Origin of the sequence: Haloarchaeobius lipolyticus (assembly GCF_051208015.1) — an archaeon.
Lineage (GTDB): Archaea > Halobacteriota > Halobacteria > Halobacteriales > Natrialbaceae > Haloarchaeobius.
The window spans coordinates 313,146-328,102 of record NZ_JBPKGF010000003.1 but is presented as its reverse complement, the minus strand read 5'-3'; the positions used below and the strand labels follow the sequence as shown (position 1 = coordinate 328,102).

Below are 14,957 nucleotides of genomic sequence, written 5' to 3'. Positions count from 1 at the left end.
CGTCACAGATATGTCTCGCAATCCCGACACAGCCACCGACTGCGAGACGATAGCGGAGCTGACTGTCTCCCACGATGGGCTGACGCTCACGCAGGTCATCGGCCGCCACCCCGAGGTCACAGTCGAGATAACGGCGCAGGCACCGGGGACGATGGAGGAGTGGCTCCTCTTCTTCACTGCGGGCGACACCGACTACAGGGAGTTCGAACGCTCCATTGCGGAGGACCCCACCGTCGGCGAACCGTCGCTCGTCTCGGAGCTCCCGGGACACCGCGTCTACCGTGTCCGTGTCGAGAGCGGCATCCACCTCGCGGGGGTGCTCGGCGACCTCGGCTTCCGCGTCCTCCAGATAGAGAGCGAGGGTAACGGCTGGCGGTACCGCATCCAGGGACCGAGCAAGGAGGCACTGACGACCTTCTTCCAGTACTGCGAGGAAGCGGGCATCTCCTACGAGCTCGAGCGTCTCTACGAGACCAGGACCGGCGAACACGACGAGTCGGAGGACATCTCGGCTACCGACCGCGAAGCGCTGTCGCTCGCACACGAGGGCGGCTACTTCGAGGTTCCCCGGCGGATGACGCTCGACGACCTGGCCGACGCGCTCGGCGTCACCCGCCAGACCGCCTCGGAACGTCTCCGACGAGCGATGGACGGACTGCTCGACGAGCACCTCTGAGCTGAACCGGAACGGACTTGCACCCGACACCCGGAACCTCGCCCAGTGACCGACGACGACCCGTCATTCTGGCCGCTCTACCTGACTCGCTTCGCGACGGGCTTCGGGTTCGCATCGCTGGCGATACTCCTCCCAACGTACATCAACATCTTCGAGCCGTCCGGGCTCGTCATCGGGCTGTTCACGACCGGATTCACCGCGGCACAGACCCTCGCGGTCGTCCCCCTCGCATGGGCTGGTGACCGGTACGACAAACGGGCGGTCCTCCTCGCGAGTCTCGGCCTCGGCGTCGTCGCCTACCTCGGGTTCGCGGCCGTCTCACTCCTCGGCGGTCGGGAACTCGAGTTCGTCCTCGTCCGTGGCATCCAGGGCATCGCCGTCACCGGCTCGGGACTGATGTCGCTCTCGCTCGTCGGCGAACTCGCGTCGTACGACGAACGGGCAGAGCGTATCGGCCGGGCCAACGCGTTCCGCCTCGCAGCGGGCATCCTCGGTGCCCTGTCCGCGGGGGCGCTCTACCAGCGGTTCGGCTTCGAGACGGTCTACAGCATCGTCGTCGTCCTGTTGACCGCCGCCGCACTCTGGGTCTGGCTCGACCTCACGCCGGACGAGACGCGCATCGAGGGCTTCCCGTTCTCCGACCTCGCGGTCAACGACCGCATCCTCACGTTGACCAGTTTCCGCGCCCAGTACGCCGTCGCCGTGACGCTCGTCCGGACGTGGGTCCCCATCTACGCTGGCGTCACCGCGGCACAGGGTGGTCTCGGCTACGTCGCACTCGCGGTGAGCGTCGTCTACGTCGCCGAGAAGACGACCAACATGCTTCTCCAGCCCTACACCGGCAGGCTGTCGGACCGTTTCGGCCGGGCTTCATTCGTCTTCCTCGGCGGGTCGATGTACGCCGCCGTGGCCGTTCTCGTGCCCTTCTCACCGGTGGTCGGCGAGACGCTCGGGCTGCCAACGAGCTATCCGGTACTCGGGACGCTCTCGCCCGCGTTTCCGGTGCTCGTCGGGCTGAACATGCTCCTGGGCGTCGCGGACTCGTTCCGCGAACCGGCCAGCATGGCCCTGTTCGCGGACGAGGGGACCGACGGCGCCGGGGTCGCCTCGAGCTTCGGCGTGCGAGAACTGGTCTGGCGACCAGGCAGCGTAGGCGCGCCGCTACTCGGGGGCTTCCTCATGACCGAGGTCGGCATGGAGTGGGTGTTCTTCGTCGGGGGCATCGCCGCGATGGCCGGCGTGCTCGCGTTCCTCGGGTCGCTCTGGTACACACAGGGGCCGCAAGCACTGACGAACTGGTAGCGAGGAACGGTTGCAAGCGGTGAGAAACACCGCCGACCGGGGGGAAAGCGAGAGGAATGGAGAGCTGAGGTGAACGAGTGGAGAGCGGGAGTGAACGAGTGGAGAGCGAGAGTGAACGAGTGGAGAGGGGGATGAACCCTAGTTAGTCTGCGCGCGAATTGCCGGTCGACATTGATTCTGCCTTACCCAGGTTCTCCGTGCGCGGGAGCGAGACGACGAAGTCCGCGCCGCCCCCGTCGCGGTCTATCACGTCTATCTCCCCGCCGTAGGCGTCGAGCGTCTCCTTGACGAGGTAGAGTCCGAAGCCGGTTCCCTTGCTACGCGACCCCTTTTTCCCCTTCTCGAACAGGTGGTCCTTGATATCGTCCGGAACGCCGGGACCGTTGTCGATGACGTGGACGTCGACCATCGACTCGTCGCTGTCGTCGACGTGTATCGCGACCTCCGGTCGGTCCTTGTCGTTGTGTTCGATGGCGTTGACCAGCAGGTTCTCGAACACCTCCGGGAGCAGTTCGTCCGCCGCGACCTGGACCGGTGGGAGCGGCCCCGACAGCACGATCTGTGCCTCGTCGTACGCGGTTCGGACCTTCGTCATCTCCTTCTGGAGCGTCTCGTCGAGCGCTATCGGCTGAAGTTCGTGGTTCTCTTCCTCGACGAGGATACGCATCAGCGAGCGCATCGTCTCCACGAGGCCTATCATGTCGTCCAGCCGGGTCTGGACCGTCTCGAGGTGGCGCTCGACGTCCGGGTCGACCGACCCCGTCAATATCTCGGCACGGGCGTGGGCGACGTTCAGCCCGTTCAGCAGGTTGTGCCGGAGCAGCCGGTTGACGTACTCGAGCCGCTCGCGTTCGTGTTCGAGCTGGCGACGCCGTTCGCGGAGCTTCTCGTCTCGTTCGATGGCACCGAGCGCGAGGCCCGCGATCTCGCCCAGCTGTCCGACGACGTGTCGTTCGCGCCCGAGGAACGCGTCGGGACGGTCGGCGTACAGCGTGAGGACGCCGTACATCTTCCCCTCGTACTCCAGCGGGATGGACGCGGCCGACTGGTAGGAGAGGTCATCGAGACGGTCTCGGATGGGCGCGTCGTCGGTGAGCTGGCTGTTCGTCTCGAACTGCATCTCTCCGGTCTCGAACGCGCGCCCCGGCGGGTCGGTTCCAACGGGAAGGGTGACGTTCGATAGCTCGGCCCCTCCGGTTATCTCGCGAACGCAAATCTGGCCGTCCTCGGTCGGCGACCCGATCCAGGCGAACGAGTACGATTCGGACTCCGAGAGCCGGTCGACGATTATCTGCTCGATGGCCTCTCTCGACGTCTGGTCCGCGAGGACGTGGTTGATATCGGTTACCACGTCGCTCAGCTGGTTCAACGCCGTGAGACGCTCGTGCTGTCGGGATATCTCCGCGTCGTGGTTCTGTCGTTCGATCGACGCCGACAGGATCGTCGAGATGCTCCGCATGAACCGTCTCGTCGCAGTGGAGAACGCCCGTTCCTCGGTACTGTGGGCCAGGATGATTCCCCACGGTTTACCGTTGGCCCCGATGGTGACCGCGAGCGTCGTCGTCGCCTTCGTCACCGAGAGCTCGCGGTCCGCGTCAGGCCCGAACTGCGTGACACCGAGCGGTTCCATGACGTCTATGTCGTCCATCGTTAGTGCCGGGACGTCGACGCCGACCGAGAGGTTCCGGTCCGTCGCGATGGTCTGCCGGTTGAATCCCTGCCCATCGGGGCGGAGTTCCAGAATCTCACAGGCATCCACGTCCAGCGCCTCCCTGACCCGTTCTGCGGTCTCCGCGAGGAGCGGGGTGATGTCCGAAAGTTCCAGCGCACGTTGGCCGATATCTGCGACCACACCCTGTTGCTGGAGCCGCGCGTTGAGCTCCCGTTCCCGTTCGACCCGGTCGGAGATGTCGCGGAAGTAGACCGATACCCCGGAATCGGAGGGGTACGCTCGGACCTCGAACCAGGTGTCCAGCGGCTCGTAGTACTCCTCGAACCGGACTGCCTCCTGTTTCTCCATCGCCAGCTCGTACTGCTTCTGGAAGGTACTACCACGAGCCTCGGGGAACTCTTCCCACACGTTCCGGCCGAGTATCTCGTCTGCGTCTCGCTGGAGGACCTGTTCTGCCTGCTCGTTGACGAGTGTGAAGTTCCAGTCGTCGTCCAGGGCGAAGAAGGCGTCTGTGACCCTGGCGAAGACGTCCGTGAGCTCCGATTCGATCTCGTCACGCTGGGTCTTGAGCCGCTTTCGCTGTTCACGTTCGTCGGTAATGTCCTCGAACGAGACAAGTGCTCGTTCTATCTCACCCTGGTCGTTCTCTATCGGAACGACACTGGAGCGGACCCAGAGCTCGTCACCGTCGGGCATCACGGCCCTGCCACGCCAGTCGTAGAGCGGTTCGCCGGTCTCCATGACGTTCAGGGCGGGCCGCTTGTCGTCTTCCTGGGGCTCGCCGTCTTCGGTGTACAGGTTCACCATTTCGAAGACCGACTGCGTCCCGTCCGACGCGAAGTCGTACCGCTCGGTCGCCGTCTGGTTCGCCCGTTTGATGTACCCCTCCTTGTCGATGACCATCATACTCGTCGGGGCCGAGTCGAACACCCGTTCGATGAGCTGGTCGTTCCACATTCGACGGCGGCGTTCCACCTCCCCCGTGATCGCCTCGTCGACGAACGTGCTCAGCTCGTCGAGCGACGCAGTCCCCTCGTCGAGGACGTACTCTGTGACGTCAGCCCGAACGGCTTCGCGGGCGGTCTGCCCGTCGTCACGCTCTGTATACAACAGGAATGGTCGTCCGTCCCCTGCCTCCCGAAGCGCCCGAACCAGGTCTATCCCGGTCCCCCCAGGGAGGTCATAGCGACTTACGACGCAGTCGGCGTCGGTTTCGCGTAGTCTCTCGAGTGCACCCTCGAACCCACGCGCTGTCTCTACGGCACCATCGACCACCTCGTCTAACCGCTCGACCACCACATCAGCGGGGGAAGGGTCGACGTAGAGACATCGAACCGACGCCTTCGTCGGTTCAGTCATACGCGCACAGAGGGAAGTATGCATATAAAAAAGCCTACCTACGTCCTTCGGGTTCGAACGTCGTTCCGTACCACCATCGCGTATCACCTATCGAGGTGTACAGGGATGGAAGAAACAGACGTGGAGAACGGAGCGTCCTGTCGGCGCTGGGCTACACCCGGGGCTGGTACTCCAGTTCGTCGGCGACCGCCTCGCCGATTCCCTGCTCGCACTCCTGCCGGACGAGGTAGAGCGCGAGGTCGAGCCCGGCCGTGACCCCACCCGCGGTGAGGACGTCTCCATCGTCGACCAGCCTGTCGTCCCGGACGGTCGTGAACACGGACAGGTCCTCCTTCGCGGAGTGGTGCGTCGTCGCTGGGCGGTTCGAGAGCAGCCCGCCCGCGGCGAGGAGCATCGCACCGGTACAGACGCTGGCGACCCGCGTCTCCTCGCCGAGGCCGGCCAGTAGCTCGGGGATGGTGCCGAGTTCGAACTCGCGACGAGCACCCGGCAGGTCGGCGGCCTGGTTCCAGCCGCCACCCGGGACGAGTACGAGATCGGTCTCGTCCGGGTCGAACTGGCCGTCCGGCTCGACCCGAAGGCCGTGGCTGGCGGTCACCGTCTCGCGGTCGTCGACGGTCCGCATCGACGCGCTGACGTCGCCGCCCAGCTCGTTCGCCGTCTGGAAGACCTCGTACGGACCGATAGCGTCCAGTTCGTCGAAGCCGTCGTACAGCAAGATAGCGACTCGCATACCCCGACTAGGAGTGTAAGCCTCTTATCGGTCCGGTTCGAGCTAGCGCACATGACCGACGACGACACCAAGGGGAACGTCATCCCCGGCTCGGACGAAGAGCTCGATACGCCTGACGTCCGCGGCTACGACTACTCCGGCGAGTTCGACCTGGGCGAACTGCTCGAATCGTACGCGACCACCGGCTTCCAGGCGACCCACCTCGCAGAGGCCGTCGACATCGTCAAGCGGATGCGCGACGAGGGCGCGACCATCTACCTCACCTACACCTCGAACATCGTCTCCTCCGGCCTGCGCGAGACGGTCGCCTACCTCTGCCGGGAGAACCTCGTCGACGTGATGATAACCACCTCCGGCTCCATCACCGAGGACGTCATCAAGACCGAGAAACCGTTCAAGATGGGCGAGTGGGACGTCGACGAGGCGAAGATGCGCGAGCGCGGCATCAACCGGCTCGGCAACATCTTCGTCCCCTCGGACCGCTACGTCTGGCTCGAGTCCTACCTCAACGAGTTCTTCGAGGACTTCTTCGCCGAGAAGAAGGTCCGCACGCCCGTCGAGTTCTCCCACGAGCTCGGGAAGACGCTCGACGACGAGGACTCCATCCTGAAGAACGCCGCCGACAACGACATCCCCATCTTCTGTCCGGCGCTGACCGACGCCGAGGTCGGCAACTTCCTCTACTACTACAAGCAGGGCTACGATAGCGAGGTCGGCATCGAGATACTCGAGGACTACGACGACCTCATCGAGCACGGCCTGCTCGCGGACAAGACCGGCCTCATCGTCCTCGGCGGCGGCATCCCGAAGCACCACGCCATCATGACGAACCTGTTCCGCGGCGGCGCCGACTACGCGGTCTACGTCTCGACGGGCGTCGAGGGTGACGGCTCGCTCTCTGGTGCACCGCCGGACGAGGCCGTCTCGTGGGGCAAGATAAAGGAGGAGGTCACCAACCACGTCGAGGTCAAGGCCGAAGCGACGCTGGTCACCCCGCTGCTCGTCGCGGAAGCATTCCAGAACTACGAGCCCGAGCCAACCGACGAAGAAGCAGAGGTCGTCGAAGCAGACGACTGAACCGCGACCGAACCCGATATCTTCTCCGTAGTTTCAGTCTTCGAGTCCAGTAGCTTGCAGTTTCAGTCCTCCAGCAACACGTCGTCGCCGAACTCGTCGCGCAGCTCCTCCAGATACGCCTGCTGTTCCCGCAGCGCCCGCGGCATCTCCGCGTAGACGTGGGCGAAGATGTTCGCCGGGTCGGTCTCGGCCGCCTCGGCCGTCGCGACCGCCTCGTCGATTCGCTCCTCGATGTCGGCCTCGATGGCCTCGACGTCCTCCTTGGTCAGCCGGCCGCTCTCACGCATGAACCGCTCCAGCCGGGGAACCGGGTCCATCCGCTTCCACTCCTCGGTCCGCTCTTCGTCGCGGTAGACGCCGGGGTCGTCCGAGGTGGAGTGCGCACCGAGGCGGTACTGGACCGCCTCGACGAGCGTCGGGGCCGGTCTATCGCCCGGGTCCTTCGCCTTCTGTATCGCCTGCCTGGTGACCTCGTAGACCGCGATGGGGTCCATCCCGTCGACGCGGATACCGTCGATGCCGTAGGCGTCCGCCTTCTGTGCGATGGTCTCCGACGCCGTCTGTTTCTCGCGCGGGACCGAGATTGCCCACTGGTTGTTGTTGCAGAAGAAGACGACGGGGGCGTCGAACACGCCCGCGAAGTTGACGCCCTCGTGGAAGTCGCCCTCCGAGGTCGCACCGTCGCCGAAATGGACGAGCGCCGCCCGCTCGTCGCCTTTCAGTTTCGCACCCCACGCCAGCCCGGTCGCGAGCGGAATCTGCGTCGCGATGGGGTTGCTTACCGTGAAGACGTTCCGCTCCCGGAGCGCGGCGTTGCCTGACTCGGAACCCATCCAGTACTCCAGGTTCTTCGACATCGAGACGCCGCGGGCGAGCATCGCCCCGTTCTCGCGATAGCTCGGGAACAGCCAGTCCTCGTCGTCGAGTGCGTGGACGCTCGCGACCTGCGACCCCTCCTGTCCGTAGATGGGCGGGTAGGTCCCCATCCGGCCCTGGCGCTGGAGGGCGACCGCCTTCCGGTCGAACCGGCGGGCGAGCTTGAGGTCCTCGTACAGGTCGCGTAACGCGTCGTCCGCCATCGAGACCGACGCGCCCTCGACGAGGGAACCATCGGCGTCGAGGACGCGGTACAGGTCGTCGTCGGATTCGGGTGAGACGAGCGAAGACATTGGTGGCTGGCCGAAACGACGACCGACTTGCCGATAAAGGTGCCGGCAAGTACTGCGACGGCCGTAACCCGTCTGCCGAAATCTCCGGGTCCGGTACACCTGGACCGCCGAATCCCGTCCACCCCACCCGCCCAAATCCGTCGGATACTCGGACGCCAACCGGTCTGCTCGAACCCGTGCACATTCATAGGTGCCTGCCCAACGGGCAGGCGTGACAAGTCGTCGCGACCGCGTCGTCCTCGCCAGCGTCGTCTTCGTCGTCCTGCTCGCCCAGGTGCTCCTCTACCCGGGCATCGACACGCTGGTCGCCGAGTTCGACGGTGGCACCCCCCTCCGAGCGGGGATGTGGTTCCTCGCCGCCGAGTTCGCCGCCTTCGTCGCCTTCGCCGGCGTCTGGGGCGCGGCCAGCGACGCGACGGGCCGACGTGCACCCTTCGTCGTCGCGGGTGCACTGGGCGGGAGCCTCGGCTACGGACTGCTCGCCGTCCTGCCCGGCCTGACCTCGGTCTCCTTCGCCGCGGCACTCGCGATACGCTTCCTGCAGGGCGCGACGACCATCGCCGCGTTCTCGCTGGCGATGACGATGCTGATGGACCTGGACGGGGGGCACGGCCGGAACATGGGCGCGGCCGGTATCGCCATCGGCTCGGGGACGGCTCTCGGCGCACCCATCGGCGGCCAGCTGTACGAGCTCGGACCGCTCGTGCCCATCGCTGCGGCCGGTGTACTCCTGTTCGCCGTGGCGGTCCTCGCGAGCGTGACCCTCCTCGGTCGCGGGAAGGCGGTCGTCGGTGACGGCCGAGAATCGTCCATCGCGGCCGCGCTCGCGGGCATCAGAGAGACGCCGATACTGTTCGTCCCGTACGCCTTCGGCTTCATCGACCGCCTCACCGCCGGTTTCTTCGCGCTCGTCGGGACGCTCTACTTCAGACAGGTGTTCTCGCTCGACCCCGGAACGACCGGCCTGTTCCTCGCGCTGTTCTTCGCCCCGTTCGCGCTCCTGCAGTACCCTTTCGGCGTCGTCTCCGACCGCATCGGCCGGACCGTTCCCGTCGTCGCCGGGTCGATGCTCTACGGCGTCGTCGTGATTGCGGTCGGCTTCGCTCCCACCGTCGAGCTCGCCGGGCTCGCGATGGTCCTCGTCGGGGTCGTCGGCGCGATGATGTCACCGGCGACGATGGCGCTCGTCACCGACTTTGCCCGGGACGAGGACCGCGGCGTGGCGATGGCCGGGTTCAACGCCTTCGGGAGTACCGGCTTCCTCGCGGGGGTCCTCGTCGGCGGCACCGTCGCGGACCGGTTCGGCTACGAGGCGGCGTTCCTGACCGCGGGCGGGGTCGAGATACTGCTCGCGGTCGCGACCGTCCCCGTCTTCCTCCGTCTTCGAACCGGTCGTCGAGCCGGGGCGAGTCAGTAGGGACGGTGAGCCAGTGGGTCGGCGAGCCCAGCGTCCCATCTGGCCAGTTCGCCACACCGGAACACACCCGGACGCAGTTCGACACCCTTAAAGACCGAGACTGGGAAACGTATCGTAACTCGCTGGTAGACACGGGCACCAGTGGGCACCTGCTCGGCGGTTCCCGCCCGCAGGTCATCGGAATGTGGTTCGCCGACGCGAACTGAACCGGCAAACGCCCGTGGTGATACACAATGGCACGAAGCTTCTACTCCCACATCAAGGAAGCGTGGAAGGACCCGGACGACGGCAAACTCGCCGAACTCCAGTGGCAGCGAAAGCAGGACTGGCGAAAGCAGGGCGCCATCGAGCGCGTCGAGCGCCCGACCCGCCTCGACAAGGCCCGCGAACTCGGCTACAAGGCCAAGCAGGGCATCGTCGTCGCTCGCGTCTCCGTCCGCAAGGGTGGTGCACGCAAGCAGCGTCACAAGGCCGGTCGCCGGTCCAAGCGCCAGGGCGTCAACCGCATCGGTCGGCGCAAGAACATCCAGCGCATCGCCGAGGAGCGCGCCTCCCGCAAGTACCGCAACCTCCGCGTGCTCAACTCGTACTGGGTCGGTGAGGACGGCTCGCAGAAGTGGCACGAAGTGATTCTCGTGGACCCCGAGCACCCCGCCATCCAGAACGACGACGACCTCAACTGGATCTGCGACGACGCGCACACGAACCGCGCGTTCCGCGGGCTCACCAGCATCGGCAAGCGCAACCGTGGCCTGACGTTCAAGGGCAAGGGTACGGAGCACACCCGTCCGTCCAACACGTCCGGCAAAGGCCGCGGCAAGTAAGCAGCCGAACTCCTCTCGTTTCTTCGCGTCGACCAGCGACTGCGCTGTCGATAGCGACATCGTGTTGCTGTCCGTGACTCCCTCTCCCACCCGTTGTGGGAATCGAACGGTTCATCCGCGACGACCTGGGAGTCCAACGTAATGAGCGGAATCGCGCTGGCCCTGTTCGGGGCGGTGCTCTTCGGTACCTATCTCTTCGTCATCAAGCGCTACTTCGACCACTACGCGACGCCGGTCTACCTGTTCGCCGTCTACGTCGCGGCACTGGTCTGGTACCTCCCGGTCGCGGTCGTCACGACCGGAGGCGTTCCTGTCCCGACCACCCCGTACGCGCTCGGCACCACCGTCGCCGTCAGCCTCGCCGTCGTCGCCGCACTGTTCGCGTTCTTCCGGGCGATACAGACCGGCGAGGTGAGCTACGTCGCCCCCATCAGCAAGGTCGTCCCGGCCTTCGTCCTTCCCATCGAGCTGCTCGTCCTCCCGCAGACCTCGCTTTCGGTCTGGCAAATACTCGGGGTCGTCGTCGTGACCGTCGCTCTCTACCTCGCCAACTACGAACCCGGCGAGCTCGTGACGCCGATTCGGCGGGCGGTGACCGCCCGACCTGCACAGTTCGCGCTTGCGAGTGCGGCCATCTTCGGCGTCGTCGACGTGGGGAAACGCTACATCATGCAGGAACTCGCCGTCGACCCGGCGGCGTTCGTCGTCGTGATGATGGCGACGACCGCGGTCGCCGTCGCTCCGCTCGCATGGGGACACGAGGATCTGGCGATGGCCGCCGCGGACTGGACGCGCTTCGCTGCGGTCGGCGCGATGGTCGCACTCGGTCAGCACGTCGTCGCGGTCGCGTTCACCACGCTCCCGGCGAGCGTTGCCTCACCCATCGTCAACGCACAGGCGGTCGTGGCGGTGATACTCGGCGGCGTCCTCCTCGACGAACCCCGCTTCCGGACCCGACTAGCCGCGGCGTGTGTCGCGGTCACTGGCGTGGCACTCATCTCGCTCGGGTAGTGAAGAGAGGTGCGTGATGAGCACTCGACACCGACTCAGGCAGTCGGTTCCGGCAGGTTCGACGAGAGTTCCTCCGCCACTGACGGGGGGAGAGAAGCGAGTTCGCTGTCGAGGTCCAGTTCTTCGAGTACCGACCGGCCGACGTGCGTGTGCGCCCGCGAGAAGAGTCTACCCAGGTATGAGACACGGAACAGCCGAACCGCGAGGGGAACGTCGGCCGATTCGACGAGCCGGAACGAGGTCCAGCCCGAGTGCGGCGCGAGCGAGTGAGGGGCTGCGATACCGTCCTCGACGACCGCGTCGCGGAGGGACCTGGGGAACTCCACGTCGACGAGGCCCGACCGGTGGATGTGACCGAGTTCGGCGGTGCCGAGGTGGAACTCCCTGCCGCCATCACGGTGGTCACCGTCGGTGACTCCGGGCCAGGCGGACACCTCGGTGCGGATGGCGGCGATGAACTGTTCTCCAGAATCCTGCGGAGTGACGACGTCGCTCATGTGGTAACAGAGGCGTTACTCCGTCTTAGGAAACTCGTCGGGGGTAGCAGGTAACTGAGAGGTACTCGCGTCGAAAAGTCGAACGGTTCGTCGCGGACGGTCGCGCAGCGAACCTACAGCTCGTCTTCGTCCGGGAAGCCGTCGAACTCCTGGATGTCGACGCCGTCGGACGTGACCTCACAGAGGACCAGCCCGTTGCCGGAGCCGGTGTCACGCTCGGCGGCCGAGCGGACCGCACGTGCCGCGGCGCGCTTGGCCTCGGCCATGGTCATGTCCTCGTGCCACTCGCCCTCGAGCAGCCCGTAGGCGACCATCATCCCTGAGCCGGTGACGGTGTAGTCGTCCTTCATGACACCGCCGGCCGGGTCGATGGAGTAGACGTGGCTGCCCTCTTCGTCGACCCCGCCGATGATGGGGTTGATCGCGAAGAACGGGCCGCCGCGGGCGAAGTTGCCCGCGAGCGTCGCGAGTGCCGGGATGCTGATGTTCTCGCCACGGCGGGTCTCGTACAGATTGACCTCGGCGCGGAGCGAGCGGATGAACGACTGGGCGCCGCCGACGCTGCCGACCAGCGTCATCGCGGCCGTCGGGTGGATCTGCTCGACCTTCACGACGTTCTTGTTGGAGACGAAGCGGCCGCCGAGGCTGGCACGGCGGTCGGTCGCGATGAGGACGCCCTCGTCGGTCGAGATGCCGACGGTCGTCGTCCCGGTCTTGTTGACCGTGTCCTCGTCTCGCTTCTGTTCTTTCCACTCGGCGTTGCCGAGTTCCGGCTCGTATGGGTTCGTGTTCTCCAGGCTCATTCTTCGTCACCCTCCGAGAGGAGGTCGAGTTCTTGCAGGCGTTCTTCTATCTCTGCCACGGTCAGGTTGCGGTACTGGCCGGTCTCGGTGTCGATGGTCGCGATGGCGAGCCCCTCCGCGGGGAAGCCGTCCTCGCTGGAGCGTGCCATGGCCTCGATAGCGAGGTCGATGCCGGCCTCGAGCTCGAGATCGTCGGAGTAGTTCTCCTCGAGGTGACTCTGGATCTCCTCGCGGTTGCCGCCGATGGCGATGGCCTTCCACTCGTAGGGGGTTCCCGACGGGTCCGTCTCGAAGAGACGCGGCGTCCCGTTCTCGACACCACCGACGAGCAGTGCGACGCCGAACGGGCGTGCCCCACCGGTCTGAGTGTACTGCTGGATGTGGTCTGTGACGTGCTTCGTGAGCGTCTCGACCCCGATGGTCTCGTCGTACCGAAGCTGGTTGACCTGTGCCTGCCGACGGGCGACGTCGATGAGCTGGCGTGCGTCAGCGACGTGGCCGGCGCTCGCGATGCCGATGTGGTTGTCGACCTTGTGCAGTTTCTCGACGGAATCGCGTTCCATGAGCGGCGAGCGACTTCGCCGCTCGGCCGCGAGGACGACACCCTCCGGTGTTCGTACCCCGACGCTCGCGCTCCCACGCTTCACCGCTTCGCGTGCGTATTCGACTTGGTACAGACGACCGTCCGGGGAGAAGATGGTGATGCCCCGGTCGTACGCCTGCTGCTGGTTTTGACCTTGCATTGTCTGGCTTTACCTGAGGTAAGGGTTCACTTTTTAAGTACCTTTTGTGTTCCCCTCGAAACTTCGATAGTAAACAGGGGACGGCGCTACGTAGTCGACCCGAAGAACCCCAGACTCATAATACCGCCGCACTCGGCAACCCGAATCAGAGGGTACCACGGTCCCATCCGAAACGGCTCCGATTCCGTCGCAAGCGAGAGACTGCTCCAACACCGCCAGACAACCGCCGCGTTCAGGGCCTCCTGTTCGGACGCAGTGGTGACAGCTCCGTGCGAAAACCCATCGGCTCGCGCGTCGTATCAGACGACATGGAACACGTCGAGTACGTCTACACGTTCGGTATGGACGAAGACGAGGTCGCCCAGCGACTCAGGGAGCAAGGTCACGGCGTCCTGTCGCTGGCCGACGATTGTGACGCATACGCCGTCCCCATCTCGTACAGCTACCGCGAAACGGACGGCTACGTCTGCATCCGGCTGGCCGACCACGAGGGGAGCGAGAAGATGGCGTTCGCGGAGGCGACCAAGACGGCGTCGCTCGTCCTCTACGGGACGGACGGACCGGACGATTCGTGGAGCATCGTCGTCCGTGGCGAGCTCGTCCGGTCGCGTGACCTCTCGGATGCGGAAGTGAACGAACGGTACCAGCCACTCCGCGTCTTCGGCGAGGATGTCGGCGAACTCACCCCGATGTTCTGGGAACTGCGCCCCACCGAGATAACCGGTCGGCGGACAGGCGACGCAGCGACACCCGACGAGACAGCCCGAGACGACTGACAGCTCGTCAGCTACGATAGCCGGGAACAGCGCATTTATATGAACGATTGAAGAATCGTTCAATCATGTCCGACACGCAGCGACTCCAGCGTCTCATCAGCGACGAGTGCGGCGACTGCTGTACGGGAGACATCGACGAGCGGGTAGCGTCCCTGCGACGGCTCGCCGACGAGGCGTCGAGTCCCGAACTCGACGCGGACGTCGAGGTCTTCGGCGCTCTGGCGAGCGAAACCAGATACCGTATCGTCCGGCTACTGGCGGCCGCCGAGGACGAGCTCTGCGTCTGCGAGTTCGACCCGCTGCTCGACGTGAGCGAGAGCGCGGTCAGTCACGCGCTCTCGAAGCTGACCGACGCCGGCCTCGTGACTCGCCGGAAGGACGGGAAGTGGCGCTACTACCGGAGTACCGACCTCGCCGAGCGACTCGTCGGAACCGTCGGACAGGCCGGCGACGACGGTGCCGCAACGGTTTCCGACAGCACGGAGGGTGAGCCATGACTCGACTCGCCTTCGTCTGCGTGCAGAACGCCGGTCGCAGTCAGATGGCGACGGCGTTCGCCGAGCGCGAGGTCGAGCGGCGAGGCCTCGACTGGGAGGTCGTCACCGGTGGGACGCATCCCGCCGACCACGTCCACGATGAGGTCGTCGCCTCGATGCAGGGGAGAGGAATCGACCTCTCCGGCCGAACCCCGACGTCGGTCTCCACCGAGGAGCTCGAAGCGTGCGACGTGGTCGCGACGATGGGCTGCTCGACGCTCTCGCTCGACGCCGACGTGGACGTCCGGGACTGGGCGCTCACCGACCCCGACGGGAAGTCACCCGACGAGGTTGCCGAGATCCGCGAGGAGGTCGAGCGGCGGGTCGTCGCGCTGTTCGACGAGTTCGAGTCGTAGGCGACA

Annotated in this window: 15 protein-coding genes; 9 read left to right on the top strand and 6 right to left on the bottom strand. The window is 65.6% G+C overall.

Annotated features, from left to right (window positions below; translation table 11 throughout):
- Positions 1-10: 10 nt before the first annotated feature.
- Together ACSC1Y_RS11440 and ACSC1Y_RS11435 are read left to right on the top strand one after the other, a co-directional pair.
- A complete protein-coding gene (locus ACSC1Y_RS11440; RefSeq protein ID WP_435334976.1) occupies positions 11-676 on the top strand; it encodes a helix-turn-helix domain-containing protein in 666 nt (221 codons plus the stop codon).
- A 45-nt stretch (positions 677-721) separates the two neighbouring features.
- The gene (locus ACSC1Y_RS11435) at positions 722-1,978 is read left to right on the top strand and encodes an MFS transporter (protein ID WP_435334975.1); all 1,257 of its coding nucleotides are present in this window, start codon (positions 722-724) and stop codon (positions 1,976-1,978) included.
- 142 nt (positions 1,979-2,120) lie between these two features.
- Here ACSC1Y_RS11435 and ACSC1Y_RS11430 read toward each other — a convergent pair whose 3' ends face one another.
- Together ACSC1Y_RS11430 and ACSC1Y_RS11425 are read right to left on the bottom strand one after the other, a co-directional pair.
- Positions 2,121-5,009, bottom strand: a complete 2,889-nt coding sequence (locus ACSC1Y_RS11430) for a PAS domain-containing protein (protein WP_435334974.1) — start codon at positions 5,007-5,009, stop codon at positions 2,121-2,123.
- Between the two features lie 151 nt (positions 5,010-5,160).
- Entirely contained in the window at positions 5,161-5,742 is a 582-nt protein-coding gene (locus ACSC1Y_RS11425) for a DJ-1/PfpI family protein (RefSeq protein ID WP_435334973.1), read from the bottom strand.
- Positions 5,743-5,793: 51 nt separating this feature from the next.
- Here ACSC1Y_RS11425 and ACSC1Y_RS11420 point away from each other — a divergent pair, with 51 nt between their 5' ends.
- The gene (locus ACSC1Y_RS11420) at positions 5,794-6,819 is read left to right on the top strand and encodes a deoxyhypusine synthase (RefSeq protein ID WP_435334972.1); all 1,026 of its coding nucleotides are present in this window, start codon (positions 5,794-5,796) and stop codon (positions 6,817-6,819) included.
- A gap of 62 nt (positions 6,820-6,881) precedes the next feature.
- On the opposite strand, the gene pdhA is transcribed toward ACSC1Y_RS11420, so the two are convergent.
- The gene (gene pdhA / locus ACSC1Y_RS11415; RefSeq protein ID WP_435334971.1) at positions 6,882-7,988 is read right to left on the bottom strand and encodes a pyruvate dehydrogenase (acetyl-transferring) E1 component subunit alpha; all 1,107 of its coding nucleotides are present in this window, start codon (positions 7,986-7,988) and stop codon (positions 6,882-6,884) included.
- A gap of 211 nt (positions 7,989-8,199) precedes the next feature.
- Between pdhA and ACSC1Y_RS11410 the strand changes: the two genes are divergently transcribed.
- The 3 genes from ACSC1Y_RS11410 (at position 8,200) to ACSC1Y_RS11400 (ending at position 11,240) form a co-directional block, all read left to right on the top strand.
- The gene (locus ACSC1Y_RS11410) at positions 8,200-9,405 is read left to right on the top strand and encodes an MFS transporter (RefSeq protein WP_435334970.1); all 1,206 of its coding nucleotides are present in this window, start codon (positions 8,200-8,202) and stop codon (positions 9,403-9,405) included.
- A 233-nt stretch (positions 9,406-9,638) separates the two neighbouring features.
- On the top strand, positions 9,639-10,229 hold the full coding sequence (locus tag ACSC1Y_RS11405; RefSeq protein ID WP_435334969.1) for a 50S ribosomal protein L15e: 591 nt from the start codon (positions 9,639-9,641) through the stop codon (positions 10,227-10,229).
- A gap of 141 nt (positions 10,230-10,370) precedes the next feature.
- Positions 10,371-11,240 carry a DMT family transporter gene (locus ACSC1Y_RS11400; RefSeq protein ID WP_435334968.1) on the top strand — a complete coding sequence of 290 codons (870 nt, stop codon included), beginning with the start codon at positions 10,371-10,373 and terminating at the stop codon, positions 11,238-11,240.
- Between the two features lie 35 nt (positions 11,241-11,275).
- On the opposite strand, the gene ACSC1Y_RS11395 is transcribed toward ACSC1Y_RS11400, so the two are convergent.
- From ACSC1Y_RS11395 to psmA, 3 genes are all read right to left on the bottom strand, one after another.
- The gene (locus tag ACSC1Y_RS11395) at positions 11,276-11,737 is read right to left on the bottom strand and encodes a luciferase domain-containing protein (protein ID WP_435334967.1); all 462 of its coding nucleotides are present in this window, start codon (positions 11,735-11,737) and stop codon (positions 11,276-11,278) included.
- A 113-nt stretch (positions 11,738-11,850) separates the two neighbouring features.
- The gene (gene psmB, locus ACSC1Y_RS11390; RefSeq protein WP_435334966.1) at positions 11,851-12,540 is read right to left on the bottom strand and encodes an archaeal proteasome endopeptidase complex subunit beta; all 690 of its coding nucleotides are present in this window, start codon (positions 12,538-12,540) and stop codon (positions 11,851-11,853) included.
- A complete protein-coding gene (gene psmA / locus ACSC1Y_RS11385) occupies positions 12,537-13,283 on the bottom strand; it encodes an archaeal proteasome endopeptidase complex subunit alpha (RefSeq protein WP_435334965.1) in 747 nt (248 codons plus the stop codon). Before psmA ends, psmB begins: the two co-directional genes overlap by 4 nt.
- Before the next feature lie 308 nt (positions 13,284-13,591).
- Here psmA and ACSC1Y_RS11380 point away from each other — a divergent pair, with 308 nt between their 5' ends.
- The 3 genes from ACSC1Y_RS11380 (at position 13,592) to ACSC1Y_RS11370 (ending at position 14,951) form a co-directional block, all read left to right on the top strand.
- On the top strand, positions 13,592-14,059 hold the full coding sequence (locus ACSC1Y_RS11380; RefSeq protein ID WP_435334964.1) for a pyridoxamine 5'-phosphate oxidase family protein: 468 nt from the start codon (positions 13,592-13,594) through the stop codon (positions 14,057-14,059).
- Between the two features lie 65 nt (positions 14,060-14,124).
- Positions 14,125-14,556, top strand: a complete 432-nt coding sequence (locus ACSC1Y_RS11375) for an ArsR/SmtB family transcription factor (RefSeq protein WP_435334963.1) — start codon at positions 14,125-14,127, stop codon at positions 14,554-14,556.
- Positions 14,553-14,951, top strand: a complete 399-nt coding sequence (locus tag ACSC1Y_RS11370) for an arsenate-mycothiol transferase ArsC (RefSeq protein WP_435334962.1) — start codon at positions 14,553-14,555, stop codon at positions 14,949-14,951. Before ACSC1Y_RS11375 ends, ACSC1Y_RS11370 begins: the two co-directional genes overlap by 4 nt.
- Positions 14,952-14,957 lie beyond the last annotated feature (6 nt).